We start from the raw sequence: 23,338 nt of genomic DNA, 5'->3' as shown, positions 1-23,338 counted from the left end.
ACTAATCTGCTATACTAATATTACGTGTAACTTAACAAATTACAAATTACCTCACATATAATAAGGATTGATATTATGAATAATATTTTTTTAAATTTAAAAAAGCGATTTATGGATTTTTCAATATATACTAAACTAATTGTAAGTTTTCTAACTATAGTATTATTTTTAGTTATAATTTCATTTGTAGATTTTTTTTATTACAAAAATGACAAAACTAAAAATACCTTAAATACAATTTCTCAAATGAATAATCAAGGTCTTACTGAAATAGACTCTTATATAAAAGATATAGAAAAATTAACTCAGCTACCTCTTTTCTACAAAAACTCAAACATACTATATAATTTAAAAGAAAGTAATTTAGATCCAAATAAAATAAATGATATGGAAACTGATACGAATTATATATTTAATAATATATTTGCTTTAAAAAATGAAATTCATTCTGTTTTTCTTTTTAATCTTAATGGTAAGAGTTTGTATAAAATACCAGGTTCATCACTATATACCCCTTACTATCCATCAAACGAACGTTGGTTTCAAGAAAGTATACAGAACTTCGGAAAACCTGTATTAACTCCAATATATAAAATAGACTATATAGCTGATAAGCAACTTGGTTCCAGTTACTTGTTTAATATATCTAGAGCCTTAATAGATTACGATATGGGAAAAGTTGAGGGTGTTATATCCATAAACAGTAATGTAGATGTCTTAAAAAACTTTCTACAAAAATTACTTATATATGATAAACAAAGAATTCTATTGATTGATCACAACAATAATATAATCTACGATACAATTGAAGATAATATTGGAAAACCATTAAAAAGCACTTCTATAAATCTTACAGATGATGAAATAAAAAAAGGATCTATAAACATAGACAATACAAATTATATTATAAAAACCAATAAATCTAGTTATTGTAATTGGACTATAGTTAATTTAATACCAACTCAATCGTTAAATAAACAAATAACTAATTTAAAAAATTATAGCATATCAATAACAATTTTGTTTATATTGCTATCACTTGTTTTTATAGTTCTTTTATCTAAACAGATTGTTCGACCTATTCAATTACTAACTAAAAAAATAAAATTAGTGGAAAGTGGTGATTTAGATGTACATCTAACACTTACTTCAAATGATGAGATTGGTAAGTTATCTAGAAGTTTTGACAGCATGATAATAAAATTACGCGAATTAATTAATGAAGTTTATGTTGATAAAATCAAACAAAAAGAACTTGAAATGAATATGTTGCAAAATCAAATCAATCCACATTTTCTTTACAATACACTTGAATCTATTCATATGATGGCTGAAATAAACGATGATGCTGAAGTATCAGAAATGTCTACTGCTTTAGGCTCTATACTTAGATATGGGCTTAATACTCGTATAAAGTTAGTCTCCCTTGAAGATGAGATTAACAATATAACTCTATATATGCAGCTCCAAAAAATTCGTTTAGATAATATAGAAGATTTAATTATTGACGTTGATAAAGAACTTTTAAAAACAAAAGTTTTAAAGCTAATACTTCAACCTATAGTTGAAAACTCTATATATCACGGATTAAGCAGTATAGCTGAAGGTGGAATAATAAGCATAAATATTTATATTTTAGATACCAATTTAATAATTGATGTTGTAGATAATGGACAAGGAATGGATAAGGATACCCTAGATAAATTGACAGGCTACATAAATGGGTTTAATGATAGCTTTAAATCAATTGGTCTAAGAAATGTAAACCTTCGTCTTAAACTACATTATGGGAATTCTTATGGCCTCGAAATATTTAGCTCTCCTGAACAAGGAACCTTAGTTAAAATTAAAATACCATTACTATAAATTATTAAAATTGTTTATGAAAAGAATAAAAAGGAGAAATACACTTCTCCTTTTTATTGATTTACAACTTTTTTTCTCCACAAATCATTATATCTTTTTATTACCTTATCTGGATTATTTGAAGTTAAATATTCCTTGAATATATCATTTAATGGATAGCCAAACTTAATTAATGCATTAGTTAAGTTTTCTGTACTTCCACTTTCTGTACCTCCATTTTCTGAACTTACTATAGGGATATTATATGAGAATAATTCATCTAATATCCAATTATTGAATGAATTATTCTTCATGGAACTCAATATGTTACAAGCGGAAGCATAGTTTCCCTCATAAAATAACCATTTTAATAATTTCTTTGCCTCTTCCTTATGCTTACAGTTCTTTGATATGGCGAATCTCCAATCTCCATTCTGTGTTATTAATTTCGCTTCTGGAAACGGAAACATTCCTATATTTTCTTTTGCACATCCTAGTTCTAACAACTGACTAGGATACCAAGTTCCAGTAAAAGTCATTGATACACTCCCATTCGCTTGATCCACTTTGAACTTGCTCCAATTAGGCTTATTAAGATCACTTTCAATAAACTCTCTTTGCTTCATTGTTTCTAAAAACTTTAGTGAATAATATAAACCACCATCATCACTAAATAAATCTCTTGTTAACAAATCATCCCCATATTGCATTCTTCCAGTATTCTCTACAGGTAGTACAAATCCTTCTGCATATACAGTTAATGGCCATTTATCTCCTGCATTAATGGCAAATGGAGTAATTCCTACAGCTTTAAGTTTCTCACATGCTTTATAAAATTCATCTAAAGTCCTAGGTACACTTTTTATGCCTGCTTTTAAAAAGGTCTTTTTATTATAAACAATACCATCATATCCTACACTACTGTTCACTGCATATAATCTTTTATCTTCACCAACACCTGTAAAATAACCTCTTAGATTATCCTTTGTAAAACCTAAATCATCAATTGGTTCATAATAAAGATGTAAATTTTCTGTTTTAGCATCAGTAGGTATTATAGTTATATCTGAACTCTCTCCTACTGATGCTCTTATCTTTAATATCTCATTTGGGTCCTTTATCCCTTCAAATGAAAGCTGAATATTAGGATTTAAAATCATATACTCTTTTGCTAAATCATTTAATTTATTGTCAACTAAATCTGTTCTATTGGTTGTTACTTTTAAACTTATCTTTTCTTGAACAATACTTTCTGTTTTACTTGTATTTTTCCTACTTGAATAATATAGAGCAATACTAGACAATATAATTACAACCAAAATATAAACAAGATTCTTTTTTAATCTATCCACGTAAATCATCCCTTTTCATCTAAAGTATACCAAACATGTTAATTAAATTATATGACATAATAATTAAAACATTCAACTTCTATTTGATAATCTTATCAATTCAAATCAACATTAACTATCTATTTTCCTAGGAAATAATGCTCTCATTCTACTGTTCATATAAAATATTCTTTTATTCTAAATATCTCTTATAAGATTTATCCGATAGCTAGCATCCGTAACACTCCAATCTTATATGAAACTCCTCTTCCTAAAGTCAGATGAGTAAGCGATTCACACTAAATCATAGATTTAGGTTCTCTGCTTAAGTTGAAGATAACGGCTGCACGCTCCTGGATAAGTTCAACTAAGATTCAGATGGGGATCAAACCCCACCTGAATCAAGTTTCACTTGATACTATCTCAAACAAAAAAAGTTAGAAATTCATCGAATTTCTAACTTTTTAAATTTGGCAGGGGCAGTAGGATTTGAACCCACAACCAATGGTTTTGGAGACCACTACTCTACCGTTGAGCCATACCCCTATATTTTCATCAACAAAAGTATTCTATCATAAATCAAATAACTTTGCAATAACCTTTTCTTAATATAAAACATCTCCAGAAAATAAATAATTCCATATGCTTTCAAATATATAACTACTTATATTAAAAAAGCTGTTGAACTACTAAAAAAAATTAGTTTCAGTGGTTCAACAGCATATTTCCTCAAAAAAATTAGTCATTTACTTGGAATCCAGCTAAACTTATCTTATTCTTTATTTCTCTCATATTATTAGATTTCACTCTAATAATTATTTCTTTTAAATCTCTAACACTATTAGGATTAATTACAACAAAACTAATAATATCTCCATGATTCTCTGCTACTATTTTAGATAGCTTTGATATTTGCCCTGGTACATCATAAGCAATAACCGAAAGCCTGTCCCCTTGATTAAGTCCAAAAATATTCGTAAATTGTTTAAATACAGCCTTATGTGTTAATATTCCAAGAAATTTATCTATTTCTTTATCAACAACAGCAACAAAGGATACATTCATCTTTTCTAACAAAGCTACTGCATTCTCTATTTCCTCATTTGCTCCTATTGTTGGCATATCAGTCCTCAAGAAATCTTCTACTTTATTATTAGTTAAAAAAGTATCCTTATCTTCATCTCCTGTGAAAAACTTTTCATAAATTTTATTAATTTCAATTGATCCCTTGAAATTCTTACCATCTACTACTGGTATTGATAATAAACCCTCAGTTTCCATCACTTTTAGTGCTTCCCCAATTGGTAAACTTGGACTTACTATTGTCAGCATATTTTTTTTCATCATTATAGTTTTTGCTAACATAATTATCTTGCCCCCTTATTAATTTATCATTTATCTATAACTTAATCCAACTTAAGGTTTTGGATTGAATTAATGATCTCTTGCAAGTACTTAGTGTAACTATCCTTAATTTCTGTATTTAACGCTAGTATTTTTATATTCTTATACTCATTTAATACTTTTGTTAGAGCATCTGTCTTTTCTGAGTTATCTAGTATAATTATACCATTATCCTTGTCAATTTGCTTCAATAATTCCTTTAATTTATCCTCAGAGTTATCCACGCTAATCTTATTATAATTTATTCCTATTCCATTAATCAAATATTCTAAATTATCACCAAATAGAACTACAGATTTTCCTTTAAATGATTGAACACTCTTTTTTAATTTATCTTTTTTACTATCTATATCCTTTATTATATTATTATATTGCTTTTCATATATATCCTTGTTTTTTATATCTTTTTCTTCTATAGCACTTTTTAAATTATATAAAGCTATCTTATGTTCTTCTGGACTTATCCAATAATACTCATTAGGAATATTGTCTTTCTCTTGAGATGAAGTTGATTTGCTTCTATTTATCACTTTAATTCCTCTGGAAAGATCCACTATTCCTACCTTTCCTTTTTTTAAGTTTTCTATAAACTTATCTGCCCAAGGTTCATTTCCTAAGCCCATATAAAGAAAAATATCCATTTTTGATACACTGTTTATTGAATTTTGTGTGAAATTAAAGTTTTTCATTTCATTACAATCATTAAACATAAGAGATAAATTATGCTTATCACCAATTATATCCTTGCACATATTATAAAGATATTTATTGGTTGTCATTATGTTAAGATATACATCTCTATCAGCATTGCTTTGAACATTTACTTCTTCATTTGCTTCTACTTGTATCTGAGGACTAACAATTTTATAATAATTTAATCCTAGAAAAAAAAATATATTTATGAAAACGAACATAAATGTTAGTTTTTTTAGATTGATTTTTTTCACGATTTCGCACCTCGCTTATGGTAACATTTTATATCTAATTGTTTTATTTTTCAATATCAAATTAGTTACAAATTTCGCTTTTCATTTCATATAAAGTTGGATAAAATAATAAATGATGTTTTATTTACTCAGAAAGGAGTGCTAAAATGGAATTTATTATAGATTCAGTACAAGATACCTTTGAACTTGGAAATAAAATAGGATCACTTGCAAAAGCTTCTGATATTTTCTGTCTTACTGGAGATCTTGGCACTGGCAAAACTCATATTACCAAAGGAATTGCAAAAGGCTTAGGGGTAACTGACAACATAACCAGTCCTACTTTTAATATAGTAAATGAATACCATAGCGGAAGATTAATACTATATCATTTCGATGTTTATAGGGTTAATGATCCTGATGAAATATATGCTATTGGCTTTGATGAATATATATTTGGAGATGGAGTTAGTGTAATTGAATGGGCAAATTATATTGAAGAATTGATACCAAAAGAATACGTTCATATACACATACAAAAGCTTCCTGAGCTTTCAGATAACCATAGAAAAATAACCATAAAATATTTTGGAGATAAGTATTCTTATCTAAAGGAGTTAGAAAGATGTTAATTTTAAGCGTAGAATCTGCAACCAGTGCTGCCTCTGTAGCATTAATTAAGGATGATGGTCTACTAGGAGAATACACATTAAACTATAAAAAACAACATTCTGTATTATTGATGAGTTTAATTGATAATTTATTAAAGGATAATGCCCTGACAATTAAGGATGTGGATGCATTTGTAGTTTCAAAAGGACCTGGTTCATTTACAGGACTTAGAATAGGTATGGCAACTGTTAAAGGACTATGTATGGGTTCTAATAAACCATTAATATCTGTATCATCTTTAGACGGCTTAGCTTTTAACGAATTAAATTTTTCAGGGATTATATGCCCTATCATGGATGCATTAAGAGAAAATGTGTACACATGCTTTTATAAAAATGTTGGTGGCAAATTAGAAAAGCTAATTGACCACTCTCATTTTTCAATTTCTGAATTAGCTGAAAAGCTAACTGAAATGAATGAGCCTGTTATATTTGTTGGAGATGGAGTAGAAAAATATAGAACTTATCTTGAAGAACATATGCAAAATATATATTTTGCTGCTAATTCAAACTCTTTTGCCAAAGCTTCATCACTTGGAGAAATAGGTCTTCAATTGCTTAATGCTGGATTTAGTGACGATTTAAATGCAGTAACACCAATTTACTTAAGAAAATCTCAAGCTGAAAGAGAATATGATAAGAAAATGGAGTTATCAAATGGAATTTAAATTAGTGCCTATGAACAAAAATCATATTCAAGATATCTTAGAAATTAGTAAGCTTAGCTTCCATACCCCTTGGAGCAAAGAATCTTTTATAAATGAATTAAACAATACTTTTGCACACTACGTAGTTGCAACTGTGGATAACAAGCCAATTGGATATGGAGGAATGTGGATAATTATTGACGAAGGTCATATAACAAACATTGCCATACATCCTAATTTTCGTGGCCAACGTCTTGGTACAAAAATCCTTGAAGAGATGATCAATGTATGTAAAGGTAAAAACGCACAAGCTATGACATTAGAAGTTAGAAAATCAAACTTAGTTGCTCAAAAATTATATTCTAGCTTTGGATTTAAGGAAGAGGGCATAAGAAAACAATACTACGAAGACAATAAAGAAGATTGCATAATAATGTGGAATAGAGATATTTAGACATGTAGTAAATATTAAACTATAAAGCTATATTTTAACATAATATTGAAATATAGCCTAAAAAATTATAGGTGGGATTCCCCACCTATAATACTCCTATTAAGAAATAAGTCCTGTAGCATTATTTTTATAAACGAATTGAGATTCCACAAGGCAGCCAACCGTTTGATCTTGAAAGTTTATCTATGTTTTTTAATATTTCATAGGCTTTATCTCCAACAGTAACTTTTTCAATAAGAACTACCCTATAAATTGCCTCAACCAAATGTTGCAAAACAACTTGAGGAATTTGACCTTTACTCAATTTATTTTGCCCATCCAGTATAATTTCATCAATAGTTTTGTTTTTAGGTTCATACACTTCTTTAAACTCATTTAATAAAAGTTCTGCCTGCTCCTCTATCCTTATCTTTTTCTTTTTCATTAAATAATCACCTTACTTCTTTAAAATCATACTCTAAATTATTATTTTTAAGTAATATAAATTACTATTGTTTATTATATTATATTTTTTCACAAACCTATTATAACATAATTTGCATAATATCACACATGTTGCACATACATTGGTTCTCTATTCTTTAAACTTTTTACTTTGATATATGAATGTGCTACATTGTTATAAAGCATAATGTTCTTAGGCTTTACTATTTCTTTATTGATAAATAAGGTTATATTTATCTTTTTATCTCTTTAACTTTTCTAATTCTTCATCAATTAACTTTGTATCTAATCTTTCAAATAATACCGAAAAATCTCCAATCTCCGTACTTCCATCTAAATCTATAATACTCCATTTGTTTTCATTACAACCCAACCATTGCTTTACTTTCCCTGAAGTCTCAGGTAAGAATGACTCTAAGATATTAGCAATATTAATTATAGCAAAGCAACAATTATAAATTGTATTTTTACATTCGTCTATATTATTCCTTATACCTATCCAAGGAGCCTTTTCATCAAAGTATTTATTAATATTTCTTATGAATGAAAAAATGTTATCTATTGCTATCTTTAAATTACCCTCTTCTACATCTTCCCCTACGCTTTTATATAAATTTTCTATATTAACTTTAATATCTTCCTCTACATTTCCTTCTGGCACCTTATTATCAAAGTATTTCTTTGAAAATGCTAAAGTTCTATTAACAAGGTTTCCATAAGCACCTAAAAGCTCCCCATTATTATTTTTTATAAATTCCCTCCAAGAAAAATCAGCATCCCTCTTTTCTGGTGCATTAGCTATAAAGAAATACCTTAATAAGTCACTATTATATTTTTCTATAAGATAAGGTACCCACACTGCCCAATTGTTACTTGTAGATATTTTTCTTCCTTCTAGCGTTACGTATTCGCTTGATATAATTCTATCTGGCTTCTTTTTGCATCCTATACCACTTAAAAGTGCTGGTAAGATAATTGAGTGAAATGGAATATTATCTTTGCCATGAATATAGTAAGAAACACTTTCTTCATTCCAAAAATCTTCCCAACTCTTATTGTTTTCTTCTCCCCACTTTTTACTTACAGTGTAATATCCAAGAACTGCATCTATCCATACATACACCTTTTTATCTTCAAAACCTTCTATAGGTATATCAATACCTAACGGTAAATCTCTTGATACAGCTCTATCAATAAGACCTTCTTTTATATATCTCTCTGTATTGTTTATTGCATTTACTCTCCATTTACCCTTTGATTTTTCTACATGTTCTCTCAATTCATCTTCAAACTTTGATAATGCAAAGTATAACTGCTTTCCTTCTTTCACCACAGGTTCATTTCCACAAAGTTTACATCGTCTATCAGACAACTCTAATGGATCTAGTAACGATGAACAATTGTCACATTGGTCTCCCCTTGCTATGCTGCCACAATGAGGACATACTCCCTCTACATATCTATCTGGTAAAAATTGATTGCAATGTTCACAATACAACTGCTCTACTTTATTTTCATAAATTAGGCCATTATCAGATAACTCCTTCAGTATTCTTCTCACCTCATTTTTATGATGCTCATCATCAGTTCTTGTGTAGCAATCATAAGAAAAATTCAACTTATCAAAGCAAGCTTTAAATTCTGCATGATACTTATCAGCAATACTCTTTGGTGACTTATTTTCATTTTTAGCTCTTATTGATATAGGTGTTCCATGACAGTCACTTCCTGAAACATAAAGTACATTATCCCCCTTCGCTCTATAATATCTTGCTATTACATCCCCTGGTAATAATGCTGCTAAATGACCGATATGCAATGACCCATTAGCATAAGGCCAAGCTCCTCCAATTAAAATATTCATAATCAATTACCTCCTTAAAATATGTGATTTTATTGTAATATCCTAAACAATAAAAAAACTCCCGAACCTAAGACCATATGTCCTAGGAACGAGAGTTAAACTTCGTGTTACCATCCTACTTTATCTATATATCACTATATAGACCTCTTCAAGTACGTTACAAATGATGTAATTATACTCTATCACTATAACGGGTGAACCCGTTGCAGCCTAAATCATTACAATCTCGGTGCACTGCTCCAAGGCCATTTTCACTTTAATATCCCTTATTCCATCTCACCAACAGGAACTCTCTGTAATGCATCTAAAAGTACATAGGTTTATATGCTATTTATTTTCAGATGCTTAAAGTATTCTTAAAGTTACTTTCCTTTTCCTTGCATTTATAAATCTCATTATACTCTTTCATATTTGTTTGTAAACAGGTTATTCTTTTTGATTAACTTTATTAGGAATATTCATTCCGTTAACAATACCCCCTCCAATTCCTACAAATATGAAATATAATATTTCGGGAATATCAATCACATATATACCCAATGCTCCTATAATTATCATAATAATAAGTAATAACCATATAGAGCTAAATGCCATCCATTCTTTCTTTATACGCAATTTAGAACTCAATTTTTCTGTTACATTATACTTTTTATCAGCTTTAAGATAAATAATGTTACTTATTATCATTGGTAATACAAGTGATAGTAGTTTAATAAAAAAGTTATTCATAAATCTGTAACTCCTAACTAAAAGTCCTTTTTTCTATATATACTTTGAGATATTATAAGTGATATCTCCATTATTAGCAATCCTGCTAAAACTAAAATAATACTTGAAAGAGCAGAATTATTCTCTATATATTTTCCAACAGCAAAAAACTTCTTTTGCAAGTCTATATTGCCAATAAATAATTTTGATAAAGCTCCTGCTGAAAATGCAATGAAGAAAAATGGTGCCATGACCCAAAGCTTAGCTTTAGAATAACCTAATTTATAATATATAGGCATCTGAATAGCCATAAATATTGAAAATAATAAAAATCCTACACCAACAGTAAAAACTATTTCTCCTGCTTCAGGTACATTTTTAACAAAGAAACTAAAACCAAATAAATATATTATAGATAGAATCACTGAAATGACAGCTAACATTAAAGAAAATAAGTATCTTCCACTAACTATCTTGTTTTTATTTATCGCGAGACTTCCATAAAACTTATCAATATCATTTTTTTCATTTAAAGCAAATGGATATGAACAAAAAATCACTGTCAACATAAACATCATGGTAATTATCATAATTAAATTTTGAGTTGTCGCTGCAATAAATATAGGCAATACTAGAATTAAAATAATATTTTTCTTAAAATAAGGTTTAAGCATTAATGCATCTAAAAATGCAAACTTAAGAGTTTTATCCATTTTACTTTCCTCCTTTATTCATAAAAATCATAATATCATCTAAAGTAGCTTTATCAGTTATTATTTTATTTGAGAATCCTGCTAATTTACTTACATCTATCAACCCTTCAAAACCAGTATGATGATGTCTGATACCTATAATATTCTTTGCTTGCTCTTCATTTATATCTTCTTTCGCACCTTTTATGATGCAGTATTTTTCAAGCAATTCATCCTTTGTCCCAGTAAATATTATTTGTCCATCTCTTAAATAGGTAATATAATCTGCTATCTTCTCTAAATCTGAAGTTATATGAGTTGAAAACAGTACACTTCTGTCTCCCTCTTCAATATAACTGCTTAAAAAGTCTAAAAATTCATCTCTAGCCACAGGATCAAGACCACCTGTAGGCTCGTCTAAAATGAGAAGTTTAGCATCATGAGAAAAGGCTACGGCTATCATAAGCTTCATCTGCATTCCTTTTGAAAGTTCCTTAACCTTCTTCTCTCTTGATAAACCAAATTCTTTAAGATATTTATCGTAAACTCTACTGTCCCATCTTTTATGAAACATCTTTACTGCTCTCTCTACATCTGACAGATTCCAATCATCAAGATAATACGGTTTATCAAAGACCACAGCCACATCTTCCTTTATTTCTTCTTCATCATTTATATGATCAAGCCCAAATAATTTAATACTTCCACTATTTTTCTTTAGCATATTAAGAATTAATTTTATAGTGGTTGTTTTTCCTGCTCCATTTGGACCTATAAAGCCCATTATATAACCTTTTTCAACAGAAAATGATATATCCTTAATTGAAAACTCTTTAAATTCTTTTCTTACATTGCTTAGTTCTAAAACATTATTCATATTTATCCTCCTCTAACATTACATCAAACATTTCTTTCAATTCTGCTTTAGTTAATTTAGCAACTTTAGCTGAACTAATTGCTGAGGTGAATGATTCTTCTATCTCTCTTAATAATTGTTCTCTTATCATCTCATTGTTTTGAGGCAAGACATAGCATCCTTTGCCTTGAACATTGGAAACGAACCCTTCACTCTGTAAATCGTTATATGCTCTAGTAGTGGTTATTACACTTATTTTTAAATCACGAGCTAACTGCCTAATTGATGGCAGCATTTCTCCTTCTTTAACTTCTCCACTAAGAATAGCACTCTTTATCTGTTCTTTTATTTGCTCATAAATTGGAACACCTGCACTGTTTGAAATTACTACTCTCATGTTTACCTCACTATCAATTTGTTTCTATGTGTAATTACTGTATATACTATATATATACAGTATAATCTTTATATACTATTTGTCAATATAAACCTGAATTTTTTTGGTAAAAATCTCACATACCAAACAAAAAAAGAATGATACATCCCTTATTATCTAAGGTTTATACCATTCTTTAACTCTTATTAATATTTAAATTATCAATACACTTGTTCTTTGGGCAAATCACAATCTATTAATTTATTTACGCCAGAACAAGATTATAACTCCTATGAAAGTTGCTTTACAACCAAGCTTACCACTCTTAATTTATCCATTTCAGAAACAGTAAAACTGTAATTTTCAAAGGTGATAGTTTTATCTACTTGGATTGATGCTCCGAGCTTATTGTATAACCATCCACCAATACTATCAAAACCTTCATGTTCAATTTCTATATTGAAAAATTCGTTGATTTCATCAATGGGAACAATAGCCTTTACCAAATACTCTCCTTCTGCTAATTTTCTTATTTCTTGAGTTTCTTCATCAAACTCATCTTGGATATCCCCAACAATCTCTTCAAGTATGTCTTCAATCGTTACAAGACCTGAAGTTCCACCATACTCATCCATTACTATTGCAATTTGAATCTTATCTTTTTTAAGTTTTTCTAATAATCTGCTTATAGAAATTGTCTCTGGAATATATAATATTTTTCTTGTTATTTCATCTAAATCATACTTGTTTTGTGTATAGCTTTGATTATACAAATCCTTTATATGTATAAAACCTAGGATATCATCTTTATCCTTACCACACACGGGAAACCTTGTAAACCCTTCCTCACTTACTATTTTAAAGACCTCTTCTTCGGAATCATCTTTATAAATACAGCACATATCTGTTCTTGGCACCATTACTTCTCTAACAAGTTTATCTCCAAAATCAAAGACATTATCCACAAGCTTTTGTTCGCTCTCATCAATTAACCCACTTTGGTAACTTTCCTCTATGAGCATACGTATCTCTTCTCCTGTATGTGGATCAGCAATCTCGTCTGCTTGAGAATATCCAAAAGGCTTAAGAAAAACATTTGTGCTTGCATTAAAGAAAAATATTATTGGATACATTATTTTATAAAATACTAATAACAATAAAGATGTATTTAACATTATTGTCTCAGTATTATATAATGCAAGAGCTTTAGGAACTAACTCTCCAATTACAACTTCTATCATTGTCACTAAGAAAAATGATATAGCAAATGATATTGTATGTATAATACTTTCACTTAACCCTAACAGCTTCATAACTGGTAATATTAGTTCTGTTATTGTTGATTCTCCCATCCATCCTAAACCAAGAGAACATAACGTTATACCTAACTGGCAGGCTGAAAGGCAAGAATTCAAATTATCTTTTACGGTCTTGGCATGCTTAGCCTTTCCACTCCCTTCAGCAACCAAGGTATCTATTCTTGAATTACGTATCTTTACCATTGCAAATTCACTTGCTGTGAAAAAGCCATTTATTAAAACTAAAACCGCTATTGCAAGTATTTTAATTATTTCTTCCATAAATCTATTAGACTTATAAAAATAAGCTAATATTACCCCACCTCTTTCTAAATTTATTAATCTGAATGTTTAGTTTATGTATTCTATTATATTATTATATTTATCTTTTACAAATATTTATTTTTTATAGTAAATACGGCTATAATAATATTCTGCAGTTTGATAATAGTCTATTATTGCTAGCTGCTATCTATTAACTATCATGTATATAGTCCTAAAACTAAAAGAACTAAGAAGTTATCATTTAATATTAAGGTATTAACTTTCATCCATATAACACCAAGACTATATTTATTAACTAACAATTATTCTGGTATTAACTAATAGCTATATAGTCCTAACAGTATCCTCTAGACTTATTGCAAGTTTCACATACTAACTATCACCCATATAGAACTATTCCATAATAATGTTGGTGGACAAGTTACAAAAATTCGACATTTTTCTACCAACATTTAAGTGGAATAGTTCTATACACGTTTTTATAAACATACTGTTTATGCATATACGCATAGATATTTAACCAAGTACATTCTTCTAATAGTCAACAATAATAATTTTTAACATCCATCCTACATTTAGTGTCTAACTCTTCCCTAAAATATTAAATAAACAGATTTAATTTTATGGCTGCGCAAATATATTATAAATTTCATTAAATTAAAATTTATATCTCTTGCAAATACAAAAATTTAGTGCTAAGCTTTAATTGACCACATGGTCAACACATATAGACAAACATAAAGTGTAATTACTAAAAACATAGCTTAAGATATTTAGAAATAAGTAACTAGTCCAAATATACTAGCATATAAACCTATCTACTTTCAGATACCTAATAAGGAGGAATCAATTATGCCAAATGTATTATCAATAAACAGTCTTGTAAAATACTATGGAAAGCATCTAGCTTTATCTGAAGTTTCTTTTGATGTAAAAAAAGGAGAAGTCTTTGGTCTAATAGGTCCAAATGGAGCTGGTAAATCTACTACCTTAAGATGCATATTAGGTCTTATAAAGAAAACCAGCGGTTCTATTAAAATTTTTGATCAGCCAATAGATGGCAATGAAAAAAAGCTTAGAAAACGCATAGGATATTTACCTTCTGAATGTAATTTTTATGGAGAAATGAAGGTTATTGATGTGCTAAATTATTCAAAGGAATTATATAAAACTAAATCTATGGAGATAGAGCCTCTCGCTGAAAGATTGAACCTTGATTTAAATAAAAGAATTGAGGATCTATCCTACGGAAATAGAAAAAAGGTTGGAATAATAGATGCCTTATTATCTGGCGGAGATTTATTTATATTTGATGAAGCTACAGGTGGTCTTGACCCGCTAATCCAAGAAGAGTTTTTTCAAATTCTAGAGGACTTAAAACAGCAAGGAAAAACCATAATCTACTCTGCCCATGTACTTAGTGAAGTTCAAAGACTTTGTGATAAGGTAGGAATAATAAAGGATGGAAAGCTAATCAAGGTTGAAGAAGTAGATAAACTAAGAGAAATTAACCTTAAAAAGGTTTCATTGACAACAAAGGATACTACTCTTGAAAACTTTGCAAATATATTTGACTATAAAAGAGATAAGAATAAAATTTCCTTTACTTATAACGGAGATGAGAAAACACTTTTAAATAAGCTATTAACCTGTAATTTTAAGGATCTAACTATAGAAAATCCAAGTCTTGAAGAAATATTCTTAAAATACTATGAAAAGGAGTAATGCTGATGTTACCAATAATTAAAAGAGAATTAAAAGCAAATTTAAAAGGATTTATAATCTGGACATTAGTAATTGTTGCTATAGTTTTAATGATGTTAGTAAGTTATGTGTCAATGAAAGATGATATGGCTAACCTAAACTCAGTTATGGCCTCTATGCCTAAAGCTCTTTTAAAGGCCTTTGGGATGGACAATCTAGATATGACATCTATTGAAGGTTTTTATGCCAGTAAAGGACATCTGTCAGTTATTTTGATAGGTTCAGTATATGCTTGCAACCTTGCTTCATCATTACTTGTTAAGGAATATGATCAAAAAACTAGCGAATATTTATTATCTAAGCCAATCTCAAGAAGTGAGGTTTACTTTGCAAAAGCAATAAGCTTCTTGATATTAATAACTTTATTTAATGTAATAATAGGTGGAACAGTAGCTGTAGGTATATATTCATTTGCCAGTGGAAGTGCAGTAAATAACAAAGTTGTGTTTTTACTTGCTTTATCTCCATATCTTCTTGAGCTAGCTTTTGGATACATCTGCTATTTCTTATCAATATTCTGTACAAAAACTAGAGCTTCTATTGGTATCTCTTTGGGTGTTGTTTTTGGTTTCTATTTACTTTATGTAGTTGGAAATTTAGCAGATACTTTTAGTTTCTTAAAGGATTATAACTTTTATAGTTATGTTGATACAACAGCCTTAGTAGTTAACAAATCTCTTAATTTCTCTCATATACTTGCTATGGTCTTAACAGCTTTAATCTCTCTATTGGCAGGAAAATTAGTTTATGATAGAAGGGACTTTTAGTAAATGAGTGAAATAAAAATACCAGGGGATAAAGAAGCGGTAATATATAAGGCTGCCCTAGCTGAATTTTCTAAGAATGGTTATGATTTAGCTTCAACAAATAAAATAGTCAATTCTATAGATATTTCAAAAGGAACTCTGTTTAATTACTTTGGAAATAAGAGAAATCTATATATCTTTGTAGTAAAAAAAGTTTTGGATTTTCTTACTCCTATATTGCTAGAAGATATAAAAAATTTATCTCCAGATTTTTTTGAACGTATCTCCCAAGTTTCTGCTGCTAAATTAAAGCTTACTCTTCAATATCCTGAAGAAAGCAATATACTTTTAGAATCCTTCGGAACCAAATTTGAAGATTTTAAAAAGGAGCTACAATCAGAATACGATAAATATGTAGTTCTTAGCAACAAACTACTTTTAGACGAACTTGACTTTAGTAAATTTAAATCTGGCATCGATGTACAAGTTGTTTTCAATATGCTTTTATTTATAGGAGAAGGCTTTAGCAAGCAAATCACTACTTTGTATAAATCTGATTATAAAAAAATATTAGAAAATAGAGATTTCATACAAGAAGAATATAATAAATACATCAATATAATAAGAACCAGCGTCTATAAGGATAATTAACTTAATCTTCAATTAAATCTATCTGATATTAACTTACTTGGTATTATTTTGCTATAACATTTAATTATAATAAACTTTTAAGATAATTTTAAGTTATTCTTAAGTTATTTTTAAGGAAAAACCACCTTTCTGATTTGCATATAAAATTCAAAATGGGTATAATTGTATATAGACTTGTAAATATTATTTTAGGTGGGATAATTGATTATGGAGAAAAATGAAAGACTCATAGCCTATATACTTGTTTTATTAATAACAACAATATACTATGTTATTGGTTATGTATTTCATATTGATATATTAAAAGTTTTTGTTGTTCATAAAGACGGTTTTAGCATAGGCTTTGCTGCAATTTTATTAGTATTTGTTACTACATTTATTGTTGGATTAATTCTTATGAACTTACAAAAGAGAAAACTTAATAATGAATAATATGAAAATCAGTATAAAATTATATATATTACAATAAATAAAATACATTTTTCAGTCTACTGTACTTGCTACCATTGATGGAGCATACAATTTAGACCTTATATAACTTCAATACCATCAAGTTTAACTTCTCTTCTATAAATTAGTAGCAAATATAAAAATAGATAATACATATATATTAATGAACATGTTTATTGGAGGTCTTTACTTGAACAGAATACCCTCTCTTATGTTTAATAATATAGATATTTTTAACCAGCTATTTAATAATATTTTTTTAGACGGTGCAACAAATTATATGCTATCAAACAACTTTGATGATAACGACGCTGAAACCGAAGACTCATATGAAATAGAAATAAAAGACTATGGTGATTGTTATATAATAAAAGGTTATTTGCCTGGAGTATCACCTAATGATATGAGGATAGATTTTGAAAAAAACAAAGTGATTTTAACCATTAGGCAGAATCACTTCTATAAAAATGAAAGTAGTTCATTTATTAGCATGGTCTACACTAACGGAAATATGGTAAAATCATTTGATGTAGAAGAGATAGATAAAAATAGTATTAGAGCTACGTTTGAAGAAGATACCTTATTCTTAACATTGCCTAAAAAGAAACCTACTCAGGTAAATGATGAAAAATCACCAATAATAATTGATGTTGATAGCTATGAAGAAAAATAAAGGGGTACATCACCCCTTTACCATTCCTACTATCTGACGTAAGTCCAATAATCTGATTTACATCATTCTTATCTACAACTATAATCTTTTCATTGTTGGTATAACCTATAATTTGAGACAAATCTTCATAGATAAATCTACTAAGTTCTCCCTAGTATCTTTTCTTGAATTCCAATTTCTAAGATCCCATGCTTCTCCGCTTAGGTCATCTCCACCATATAATATTTGACCTAAAATGACCTTTCTAAATTGTGCTACAGCAAAAAATGCTGCTGCCTCCATTTCTACTGTTACACAGCCTTCAGATACTCTTAAGGCTATCTTGTCTCTTGTTTCTCTGTAGATAGCATCTGTTGTCCATGTTTTTGCCTTGATATATTTAATTCCATCGTTGATAAATTCATTCTCAATAACTTGTATAGCATGCTTATTTGCTTCAACTTCTCTTGATGGCTCAAGGTAATGATAAGATAATCCCTCATCTCTTATAGCTGCTATAGGTAATACTATATTTCCAACAGCAATATCCTTTTGAAGAACACCAGCACCTCCACAAACTATAAACTTTTTTGCCCCAAAAGCTATCAATTCTTCAAACACTGCTGCTGATGCTGCTGCACCAACAAACCCTAAAGTGAGTGCAACTCTTTTTCCTTCATACATTGTTTCATAGACTGGAATGGTTAATGTTTCAGATTTTAACTCTGCAATTAATTTCAATTCTCCATTCTCATTTTTCTTCTCAACAACTTCTCTAAAAAAAGTTATTACACAACATTCTGGAATATCAATTGGCTTAATCAATTCTGAAGGTTCTGTAAATGATTTTTTACAGGTATCAAATTCCAATATTGGATATTCTCTTTTTTTAAGCATTTTTCCGCCCCCTACCATCAATGTATTTTTACCATTATATCACACTAATGTAAGATTACAAATAATGCCTCTAAAGAAATTCTTTATATAAGAAATATTATTTATCAAAGTTGAAGTTATTTGTAAGTGAATGATACATAAAAGTAAGCAGTAATAATTAATTAGAACTTATCTATCTTGATAGAGACTATATATTTAAAAATATAAACACATATGTAACTATTCCATTAAAATGTTGGTGGACAACTTACAAAACTTCGACATTGTTTTCGACATTTCCTTTCAAAATTCTACCAACATTTAGATGGAATACTTCTATACACATTTGCAGAATACCATATAACATACCATTACCAATTGATATAATTACAATATATTCATCAAAATAAAGTTAGTCATATACTCACATTATATCTCTCGACAAATCAAGAAATGCTTTAAGTGCTGGAGACATCCATTTATCTTTATGATACAAAACCTGTGAAACTATCCCAAAGCCTGGTCCCACCCAATTAAGCGGTATAAGTCTTCCATTAGCTAATTCCTCTTCTACAGCAATTTTAGGCAAAAGAGTTATTCCAAGTCCACTCATGGTAAATTGTTTAATCGCTTGTACACTTCCTGTCTCAAGAACTAAATTAGGCTTTACGTCATGCTCACTAAGAATCTTTTCAAAAGCCATTCTGTAACTACATCCTGATTCAGTTAATATAAGAGGCTCTCCCTCAATATCTTTTGGAGTTATTTCTTTTTTGTTTATTAACGGATGCCCTGGATAAGTTAATAACAACATAGTTTCATTAAACTCTACATCTGCTATAAACTCTTCATTATCTATTTTTCTTCCAAGAGAAAAAGCTACATCAATTGCATTATCTCTCAGCATATCTCTGAAAACAGAACAGCTTCCAAATTTCATTGACACCTCTACGTCTGGATAAAGACTTCGATATTTTTTTAGTATTTCCGGAAGACGTAATACACATAAGGATTCAGCTGCTCCTATGGTAAGAGTTCCTGTTGGCCTCTTTTCATTGAATACAACATTTTTCATGTCATCTGATAATTTAATCATTTGCTTTGCATAAGGCAAAAGCTTTTTTCCTTCGTGAGTTAATGAAGTTGTCTTCCCCATTCTTTCAAATAGCTTTACTCCTAATTCATCTTCAAGCAGCTTAATCTGTGTTGTTACTGTTGATTGGGCGTATCCCATTTCACTGGCTGCTGCAGTAAAACTTTGAAGTTCACTTATAGTTATAAATGCTTTAAGCTGTCTAAAATCCATAGTTCATTCTCCTTATCAAAATTATTGAATGTTTTAATCAAAATTATCAATTTTACTAATACATATCTTAATGATATCATATTATTAATAGATAAGGTATATGAAAATAAATAGAAAATCGAAATATGCTAGCATATAAACCTATTTGCTTTTAGATACCTAAGGCATATGATAATAAAATATAATTATGAGGTGATATTACATGGATACCAAATTAAAAGTTGGGGTTATAGGTGCAACTGGTATGGTTGGTCAAAGGTTCCTATGTCTCTTAGAAAATCATCCTTGGTTTGAAGTTGTTGTGGTTGCTGCCAGCAAAAGTTCTGCTGGACTTACCTATGAAGAAGCAGTTAAAAATAGATGGAAGATGGCATCCCCCCTTCCTGATAAATTTAAAAAACTTGTAGTAAAAGATGCTTCTGAAGTTGAAGAAATCTGTAACATGGTTGACTTTGTTTTCTGTGCTGTTTCATTAAGCAAGAAGGAAACAAAGCTTCTTGAAGAAGAATATGCAAAACATGAAACTCCTGTAGTTTCTAATAACTCAGCTAATAGAAATGAACCTGATGTACCTGTTATAGTACCAGAAATAAATTCAGATCATGCAAAAATTATAGAAGTTCAAAAGAAGCGTTTAGGCACAAAGAGAGGCTTTATAGCTGTAAAACCTAACTGCTCTATTCAAAGTTATGTTCCTCCTATAAATGCATTAATGGAATTCGAACCTGAACTTATATTAGCTTGTACTTACCAAGCTATATCTGGATCTGGAAAGACATTTAAAGAATTCCCTGAAATAATTGATAATGTTATACCATTTATAGATGGTGAAGAAGAAAAGAGCGAAAATGAACCTTTAAAAATTTGGGGTTCAATTGAAGATGGCAAGATTGTAAATGCTACTAATCCTGTTATTACAACACAATGCATAAGAGTTCCTGTATCTGATGGACATCTTGCAGCTGTTTTTGTAAACTTCAAGAAAAAACCTACAAAAGAACAAATAATCGAAGCTTGGGAAAATTATAAAGCTCCTGAAATAGTATTAAATCTTCCAAGTGCACCAAAGAAATTCCTACACTATTTTGAGGAACCAAACAGACCTCAACCTAATCTAGACAGAGATTATGAAAATGGTATGGGAATCACTATGGGTAGATTAAGAGAAGACAAGGTATATGATTACAAATTCGTAGGTCTTTCTCACAATACTCTACGTGGAGCAGCTGGTGGCGGAGTTCTTTCTGCTGAACTATTAACAGCTATGGGATACATTACTGCGAAATAATGCCTAACCAAGACATCAATTTTTAATGAAAGTGAGCCTTTAGTACTCGTCTTACTAAAGGCTCACTTTCTTATATAATAAATATATTTTTTCTTATTCTTATTCTTATTACATTTTAAACTTAGACATTTCCTCTGTTAATCTCTCAGAACTTCTTTTAACTATAATTACTTCCTCCAGTACATCATTGGACTTCTCATTTATTCCTGATACTCTATTAGCAATATGCATAGTCCCATCAGCACCTTCACTAGCTGCTATAGTTACACCCTCTATAGTTTTTACCATATCACTTACTGATAGTAAAATTTCCTTTGAAATATCACTTAAATTTTGTGAATATTCCTTATAATAAATAGCATCTTTATTATATTCATTACTTGTGTTAACCAATGTTTCATAATCATTTAATATAGCTTCTTTTATAAAATCAATTAGATCACTAGAACTTCTGGTTAACTCTGAAACTGAAGAAACTATAATTTCTGTTGTTTTTTGTATTTCACTTATTGTATCGCTAGATTGTTCTGCCAAAGTTCTTATTTCTTCAGCTACTACGCTAAACCCTTTGCCAGCTTCTCCTGCCCTTGCAGCCTCTATTGCTGCATTTAATGCTAGTAGATTAGTTTGTGATGTTATTTCAAGTATTGAATCAGATAACACATTTATTTGCTCTACTGCTTTTGTTTTCTCAATAGCTTGTCTTACCAAAACTTCAGTTTTTGTAAATACGTCAGTAACTTCTTTTCTGTTTTTTTCCGAAGTCTCCTTTAAATTTTTAGCTTTTTCACCTATTTCTACTGCTCTATGTATCCCCTGTCGAGACTTCTGGTCTATAGTATTAATTGCATTCTCCATTTCATGTGAAGTTGCAAACATCTCTTCTGCAGATGCTGCTGTTTCCTCCATATTAGCTGCTAATTCTTCTGTAGTAGCTGAAACTTCTTCTACATCAGTATTTAGAAGCTTAACTTTTCCATTAACAACTTCTATCACATTATCCATATCATTAGTTGTTGTTGATACATTACTAATCAAATTCTTCAGCGAATTCTGAACACTATTGATTGATCGAGCTATATCCTCAATTTCATCCTTTGTTCTTATATTTATATTCTCAGTAAAATCTCCAGCACTCATTTTACCTAGAGAATGCTTTATTTTCATAATGTCTTGCCCTAATTTTTTTGAAAACACATAAACTCCTACAAAAACCATAATACTCACAACTACCAATGTAATAATTACAGTTTTAAATAAAGTACTCCTAATATTCTCAAACATACTTGAATCGATATCAACTCCAGCAATTGCCACAACATTTCCTTGAGCATTTTTTATTGGAGCATATGCAGAAATAAAGGTACCATATTCATCTGTTATAGACTTACTAGAAACTACAGTTTGTCCACTAAAAGCTCTATTCATTTCTTTATCCTGCTGATACTCCTCCAAGAAATTCGAAGGATCTACAGATACATCAACCAAAAACTTAGAATTAGTGTCATTTACCTTCATAAGTGTATAGAAATTTCTAGCTGCACTTTTAGATTTAGCTGACTCCATTGAAGCTAATAATTCTTTATATTCTTCGCTCCCAGTTGATTTATCTAATATAACTTTCTCTAATTTACTTCCATCAATTGAGTTCTTAAGTTCAGATATGCATTTACTAGCTGTGTTTGTTAAATCCTTTTCAAATTTAACAAACATAAAGTAATTAACTAAAAGTATAGCTATTACCATAAGACTCAATGTTGCCATTATCATTTTAAAAACCTTAGCACCAAACCTATTCATATTC

23 protein-coding genes and 1 tRNA gene are annotated in these 23,338 nt (G+C 29.4%); 10 read left to right on the top strand and 14 right to left on the bottom strand.

All coding sequences use genetic code 11. The annotated features are described in order from the left end of the window. The first annotated feature begins 75 nt into the window (after positions 1 to 75). Positions 76 to 1,866, top strand: a complete 1,791-nt coding sequence (locus OCU47_RS01620) for a cache domain-containing sensor histidine kinase (protein WP_261826849.1) — start codon at positions 76 to 78, stop codon at positions 1,864 to 1,866. A 53-nt stretch (positions 1,867 to 1,919) separates the two neighbouring features. Here OCU47_RS01620 and OCU47_RS01615 read toward each other — a convergent pair whose 3' ends face one another. The 4 genes from OCU47_RS01615 to OCU47_RS01600 all read right to left on the bottom strand — a co-directional run bounded on the left by OCU47_RS01615 (position 1,920) and on the right by OCU47_RS01600 (position 5,527). Further along, entirely contained in the window at positions 1,920 to 3,197 is a 1,278-nt protein-coding gene (locus tag OCU47_RS01615; protein ID WP_261826848.1) for an ABC transporter substrate-binding protein, read from the bottom strand. Between the two features lie 450 nt (positions 3,198 to 3,647). Then, positions 3,648 to 3,722: transfer RNA gene (locus tag OCU47_RS01610), tRNA-Trp, on the bottom strand. A 192-nt stretch (positions 3,723 to 3,914) separates the two neighbouring features. Then, a complete protein-coding gene (locus OCU47_RS01605; RefSeq protein WP_261826847.1) occupies positions 3,915 to 4,541 on the bottom strand; it encodes a CBS domain-containing protein in 627 nt (208 codons plus the stop codon). A gap of 41 nt (positions 4,542 to 4,582) precedes the next feature. Next, on the bottom strand, positions 4,583 to 5,527 hold the full coding sequence (locus tag OCU47_RS01600) for a metal ABC transporter substrate-binding protein (protein ID WP_261826846.1): 945 nt from the start codon (positions 5,525 to 5,527) through the stop codon (positions 4,583 to 4,585). Positions 5,528 to 5,673: 146 nt separating this feature from the next. Between OCU47_RS01600 and tsaE the strand changes: the two genes are divergently transcribed. From tsaE to rimI, 3 genes are read left to right on the top strand one after another with little or no spacing between them, the layout of a single operon-like run. Then, complete coding sequence (tsaE, locus tag OCU47_RS01595) at positions 5,674 to 6,138, top strand: tRNA (adenosine(37)-N6)-threonylcarbamoyltransferase complex ATPase subunit type 1 TsaE (protein WP_261826845.1); 465 nt, start codon at positions 5,674 to 5,676, stop codon at positions 6,136 to 6,138. Next, positions 6,132 to 6,845 (top strand): tRNA (adenosine(37)-N6)-threonylcarbamoyltransferase complex dimerization subunit type 1 TsaB, encoded by a 714-nt coding sequence (gene tsaB, locus OCU47_RS01590; protein ID WP_261826844.1) that lies wholly within the window; start codon positions 6,132 to 6,134, stop codon positions 6,843 to 6,845. Before tsaE ends, tsaB begins: the two co-directional genes overlap by 7 nt. After that, a complete protein-coding gene (gene rimI, locus OCU47_RS01585; protein WP_261826843.1) occupies positions 6,835 to 7,278 on the top strand; it encodes a ribosomal protein S18-alanine N-acetyltransferase in 444 nt (147 codons plus the stop codon). Before tsaB ends, rimI begins: the two co-directional genes overlap by 11 nt. 127 nt (positions 7,279 to 7,405) lie before the next feature. Here rimI and OCU47_RS01580 read toward each other — a convergent pair whose 3' ends face one another. The 7 genes from OCU47_RS01580 to OCU47_RS01550 all read right to left on the bottom strand — a co-directional run bounded on the left by OCU47_RS01580 (position 7,406) and on the right by OCU47_RS01550 (position 13,798). Beyond that, the gene (locus OCU47_RS01580; protein WP_261826842.1) at positions 7,406 to 7,702 is read right to left on the bottom strand and encodes a hypothetical protein; all 297 of its coding nucleotides are present in this window, start codon (positions 7,700 to 7,702) and stop codon (positions 7,406 to 7,408) included. A gap of 261 nt (positions 7,703 to 7,963) precedes the next feature. Beyond that, complete coding sequence (metG, locus tag OCU47_RS01575; RefSeq protein WP_261826841.1) at positions 7,964 to 9,586, bottom strand: methionine--tRNA ligase; 1,623 nt, start codon at positions 9,584 to 9,586, stop codon at positions 7,964 to 7,966. Between the two features lie 426 nt (positions 9,587 to 10,012). Next, positions 10,013 to 10,315, bottom strand: a complete 303-nt coding sequence (locus tag OCU47_RS01570) for a hypothetical protein (protein WP_261826840.1) — start codon at positions 10,313 to 10,315, stop codon at positions 10,013 to 10,015. Between the two features lie 17 nt (positions 10,316 to 10,332). Continuing rightward, the gene (locus OCU47_RS01565; RefSeq protein WP_261826839.1) at positions 10,333 to 11,007 is read right to left on the bottom strand and encodes an ABC-2 transporter permease; all 675 of its coding nucleotides are present in this window, start codon (positions 11,005 to 11,007) and stop codon (positions 10,333 to 10,335) included. Position 11,008: 1 nt separating this feature from the next. Then, positions 11,009 to 11,863: an ABC transporter ATP-binding protein gene (locus tag OCU47_RS01560; RefSeq protein ID WP_261826838.1), complete on the bottom strand. Its 855-nt coding sequence runs from the start codon at positions 11,861 to 11,863 to the stop codon at positions 11,009 to 11,011. After that, complete coding sequence (locus OCU47_RS01555) at positions 11,856 to 12,239, bottom strand: GntR family transcriptional regulator (protein ID WP_261826837.1); 384 nt, start codon at positions 12,237 to 12,239, stop codon at positions 11,856 to 11,858. The genes OCU47_RS01560 and OCU47_RS01555 overlap by 8 nt, the downstream gene beginning before the upstream one ends. A gap of 269 nt (positions 12,240 to 12,508) precedes the next feature. Continuing rightward, positions 12,509 to 13,798: a hemolysin family protein gene (locus tag OCU47_RS01550; protein WP_261826836.1), complete on the bottom strand. Its 1,290-nt coding sequence runs from the start codon at positions 13,796 to 13,798 to the stop codon at positions 12,509 to 12,511. Positions 13,799 to 14,653: 855 nt separating this feature from the next. Here OCU47_RS01550 and OCU47_RS01545 point away from each other — a divergent pair. The 5 genes from OCU47_RS01545 to OCU47_RS01525 all read left to right on the top strand — a co-directional run bounded on the left by OCU47_RS01545 (position 14,654) and on the right by OCU47_RS01525 (position 18,085). Next, positions 14,654 to 15,526, top strand: coding sequence for an ABC transporter ATP-binding protein (locus OCU47_RS01545; protein ID WP_261826835.1), 873 nt, complete (start codon positions 14,654 to 14,656; stop codon positions 15,524 to 15,526). Positions 15,527 to 15,531: 5 nt separating this feature from the next. Continuing rightward, positions 15,532 to 16,332: an ABC transporter permease gene (locus tag OCU47_RS01540; protein ID WP_261826834.1), complete on the top strand. Its 801-nt coding sequence runs from the start codon at positions 15,532 to 15,534 to the stop codon at positions 16,330 to 16,332. Positions 16,333 to 16,335: 3 nt separating this feature from the next. Beyond that, the gene (locus OCU47_RS01535) at positions 16,336 to 16,962 is read left to right on the top strand and encodes a TetR/AcrR family transcriptional regulator (RefSeq protein WP_261826833.1); all 627 of its coding nucleotides are present in this window, start codon (positions 16,336 to 16,338) and stop codon (positions 16,960 to 16,962) included. Positions 16,963 to 17,169: 207 nt separating this feature from the next. Then, entirely contained in the window at positions 17,170 to 17,394 is a 225-nt protein-coding gene (locus tag OCU47_RS01530) for a hypothetical protein (protein WP_261826832.1), read from the top strand. 208 nt (positions 17,395 to 17,602) lie between these two features. Beyond that, positions 17,603 to 18,085 carry an Hsp20/alpha crystallin family protein gene (locus OCU47_RS01525; protein WP_261826831.1) on the top strand — a complete coding sequence of 161 codons (483 nt, stop codon included), beginning with the start codon at positions 17,603 to 17,605 and terminating at the stop codon, positions 18,083 to 18,085. A 105-nt stretch (positions 18,086 to 18,190) separates the two neighbouring features. Here the strand turns inward: OCU47_RS01525 and OCU47_RS01520 are convergent, their stop codons facing one another. Both OCU47_RS01520 and OCU47_RS01515 read right to left on the bottom strand, forming a co-directional pair. Next, on the bottom strand, positions 18,191 to 18,961 hold the full coding sequence (locus OCU47_RS01520; RefSeq protein WP_261826830.1) for a nucleoside phosphorylase: 771 nt from the start codon (positions 18,959 to 18,961) through the stop codon (positions 18,191 to 18,193). A gap of 403 nt (positions 18,962 to 19,364) precedes the next feature. Next, positions 19,365 to 20,246, bottom strand: coding sequence for a LysR family transcriptional regulator (locus OCU47_RS01515; protein WP_261826829.1), 882 nt, complete (start codon positions 20,244 to 20,246; stop codon positions 19,365 to 19,367). A gap of 202 nt (positions 20,247 to 20,448) precedes the next feature. Between OCU47_RS01515 and asd the strand changes: the two genes are divergently transcribed. After that, positions 20,449 to 21,534, top strand: coding sequence for an aspartate-semialdehyde dehydrogenase (asd, locus tag OCU47_RS01510; RefSeq protein WP_261826828.1), 1,086 nt, complete (start codon positions 20,449 to 20,451; stop codon positions 21,532 to 21,534). 108 nt (positions 21,535 to 21,642) lie between these two features. Here asd and OCU47_RS01505 read toward each other — a convergent pair whose 3' ends face one another. Then, positions 21,643 to 23,334, bottom strand: coding sequence for a methyl-accepting chemotaxis protein (locus OCU47_RS01505; protein ID WP_261826827.1), 1,692 nt, complete (start codon positions 23,332 to 23,334; stop codon positions 21,643 to 21,645). Positions 23,335 to 23,338 lie beyond the last annotated feature (4 nt).

Source organism: Clostridium sp. TW13 (assembly GCF_024345225.1).
Classification (GTDB): domain Bacteria; phylum Bacillota; class Clostridia; order Clostridiales; family Clostridiaceae; genus Inconstantimicrobium; species Inconstantimicrobium mannanitabidum.
The sequence above is the reverse complement of the archived record's forward strand: the minus strand, read 5'-3'. Positions and strand labels throughout refer to the sequence as shown.

Bases quoted from the DNA above. Each gene is read 5' to 3' on its own strand.
- metG (WP_261826841.1), bottom strand. From the start codon at position 9,586: ATGAATATTTTAATTGGAGGAGCTTGGCCTTATGCTAATGGGTCATTG.
- OCU47_RS01570 (WP_261826840.1), bottom strand. From the start codon at position 10,315: ATGAATAACTTTTTTATTAAACTACTATCACTTGTATTACCAATGATA.
- OCU47_RS01620 (WP_261826849.1), top strand. From the start codon at position 76: ATGAATAATATTTTTTTAAATTTAAAAAAGCGATTTATGGATTTTTCA.
- OCU47_RS01560 (WP_261826838.1), bottom strand. From the start codon at position 11,863: ATGAATAATGTTTTAGAACTAAGCAATGTAAGAAAAGAATTTAAAGAG.
- OCU47_RS01555 (WP_261826837.1), bottom strand. From the start codon at position 12,239: ATGAGAGTAGTAATTTCAAACAGTGCAGGTGTTCCAATTTATGAGCAA.
- OCU47_RS01550 (WP_261826836.1), bottom strand. From the start codon at position 13,798: ATGGAAGAAATAATTAAAATACTTGCAATAGCGGTTTTAGTTTTAATA.
- OCU47_RS01535 (WP_261826833.1), top strand. From the start codon at position 16,336: ATGAGTGAAATAAAAATACCAGGGGATAAAGAAGCGGTAATATATAAG.
- OCU47_RS01565 (WP_261826839.1), bottom strand. From the start codon at position 11,007: ATGGATAAAACTCTTAAGTTTGCATTTTTAGATGCATTAATGCTTAAA.
- tsaB (WP_261826844.1), top strand. From the start codon at position 6,132: ATGTTAATTTTAAGCGTAGAATCTGCAACCAGTGCTGCCTCTGTAGCA.
- OCU47_RS01520 (WP_261826830.1), bottom strand. From the start codon at position 18,961: ATGCTTAAAAAAAGAGAATATCCAATATTGGAATTTGATACCTGTAAA.
- OCU47_RS01580 (WP_261826842.1), bottom strand. From the start codon at position 7,702: ATGAAAAAGAAAAAGATAAGGATAGAGGAGCAGGCAGAACTTTTATTA.
- rimI (WP_261826843.1), top strand. From the start codon at position 6,835: ATGGAATTTAAATTAGTGCCTATGAACAAAAATCATATTCAAGATATC.
- OCU47_RS01605 (WP_261826847.1), bottom strand. From the start codon at position 4,541: ATGTTAGCAAAAACTATAATGATGAAAAAAAATATGCTGACAATAGTA.
- OCU47_RS01505 (WP_261826827.1), bottom strand. From the start codon at position 23,334: ATGAATAGGTTTGGTGCTAAGGTTTTTAAAATGATAATGGCAACATTG.
- tsaE (WP_261826845.1), top strand. From the start codon at position 5,674: ATGGAATTTATTATAGATTCAGTACAAGATACCTTTGAACTTGGAAAT.
- OCU47_RS01545 (WP_261826835.1), top strand. From the start codon at position 14,654: ATGCCAAATGTATTATCAATAAACAGTCTTGTAAAATACTATGGAAAG.
- OCU47_RS01530 (WP_261826832.1), top strand. From the start codon at position 17,170: ATGGAGAAAAATGAAAGACTCATAGCCTATATACTTGTTTTATTAATA.
- OCU47_RS01540 (WP_261826834.1), top strand. From the start codon at position 15,532: ATGTTACCAATAATTAAAAGAGAATTAAAAGCAAATTTAAAAGGATTT.
- asd (WP_261826828.1), top strand. From the start codon at position 20,449: ATGGATACCAAATTAAAAGTTGGGGTTATAGGTGCAACTGGTATGGTT.
- OCU47_RS01515 (WP_261826829.1), bottom strand. From the start codon at position 20,246: ATGGATTTTAGACAGCTTAAAGCATTTATAACTATAAGTGAACTTCAA.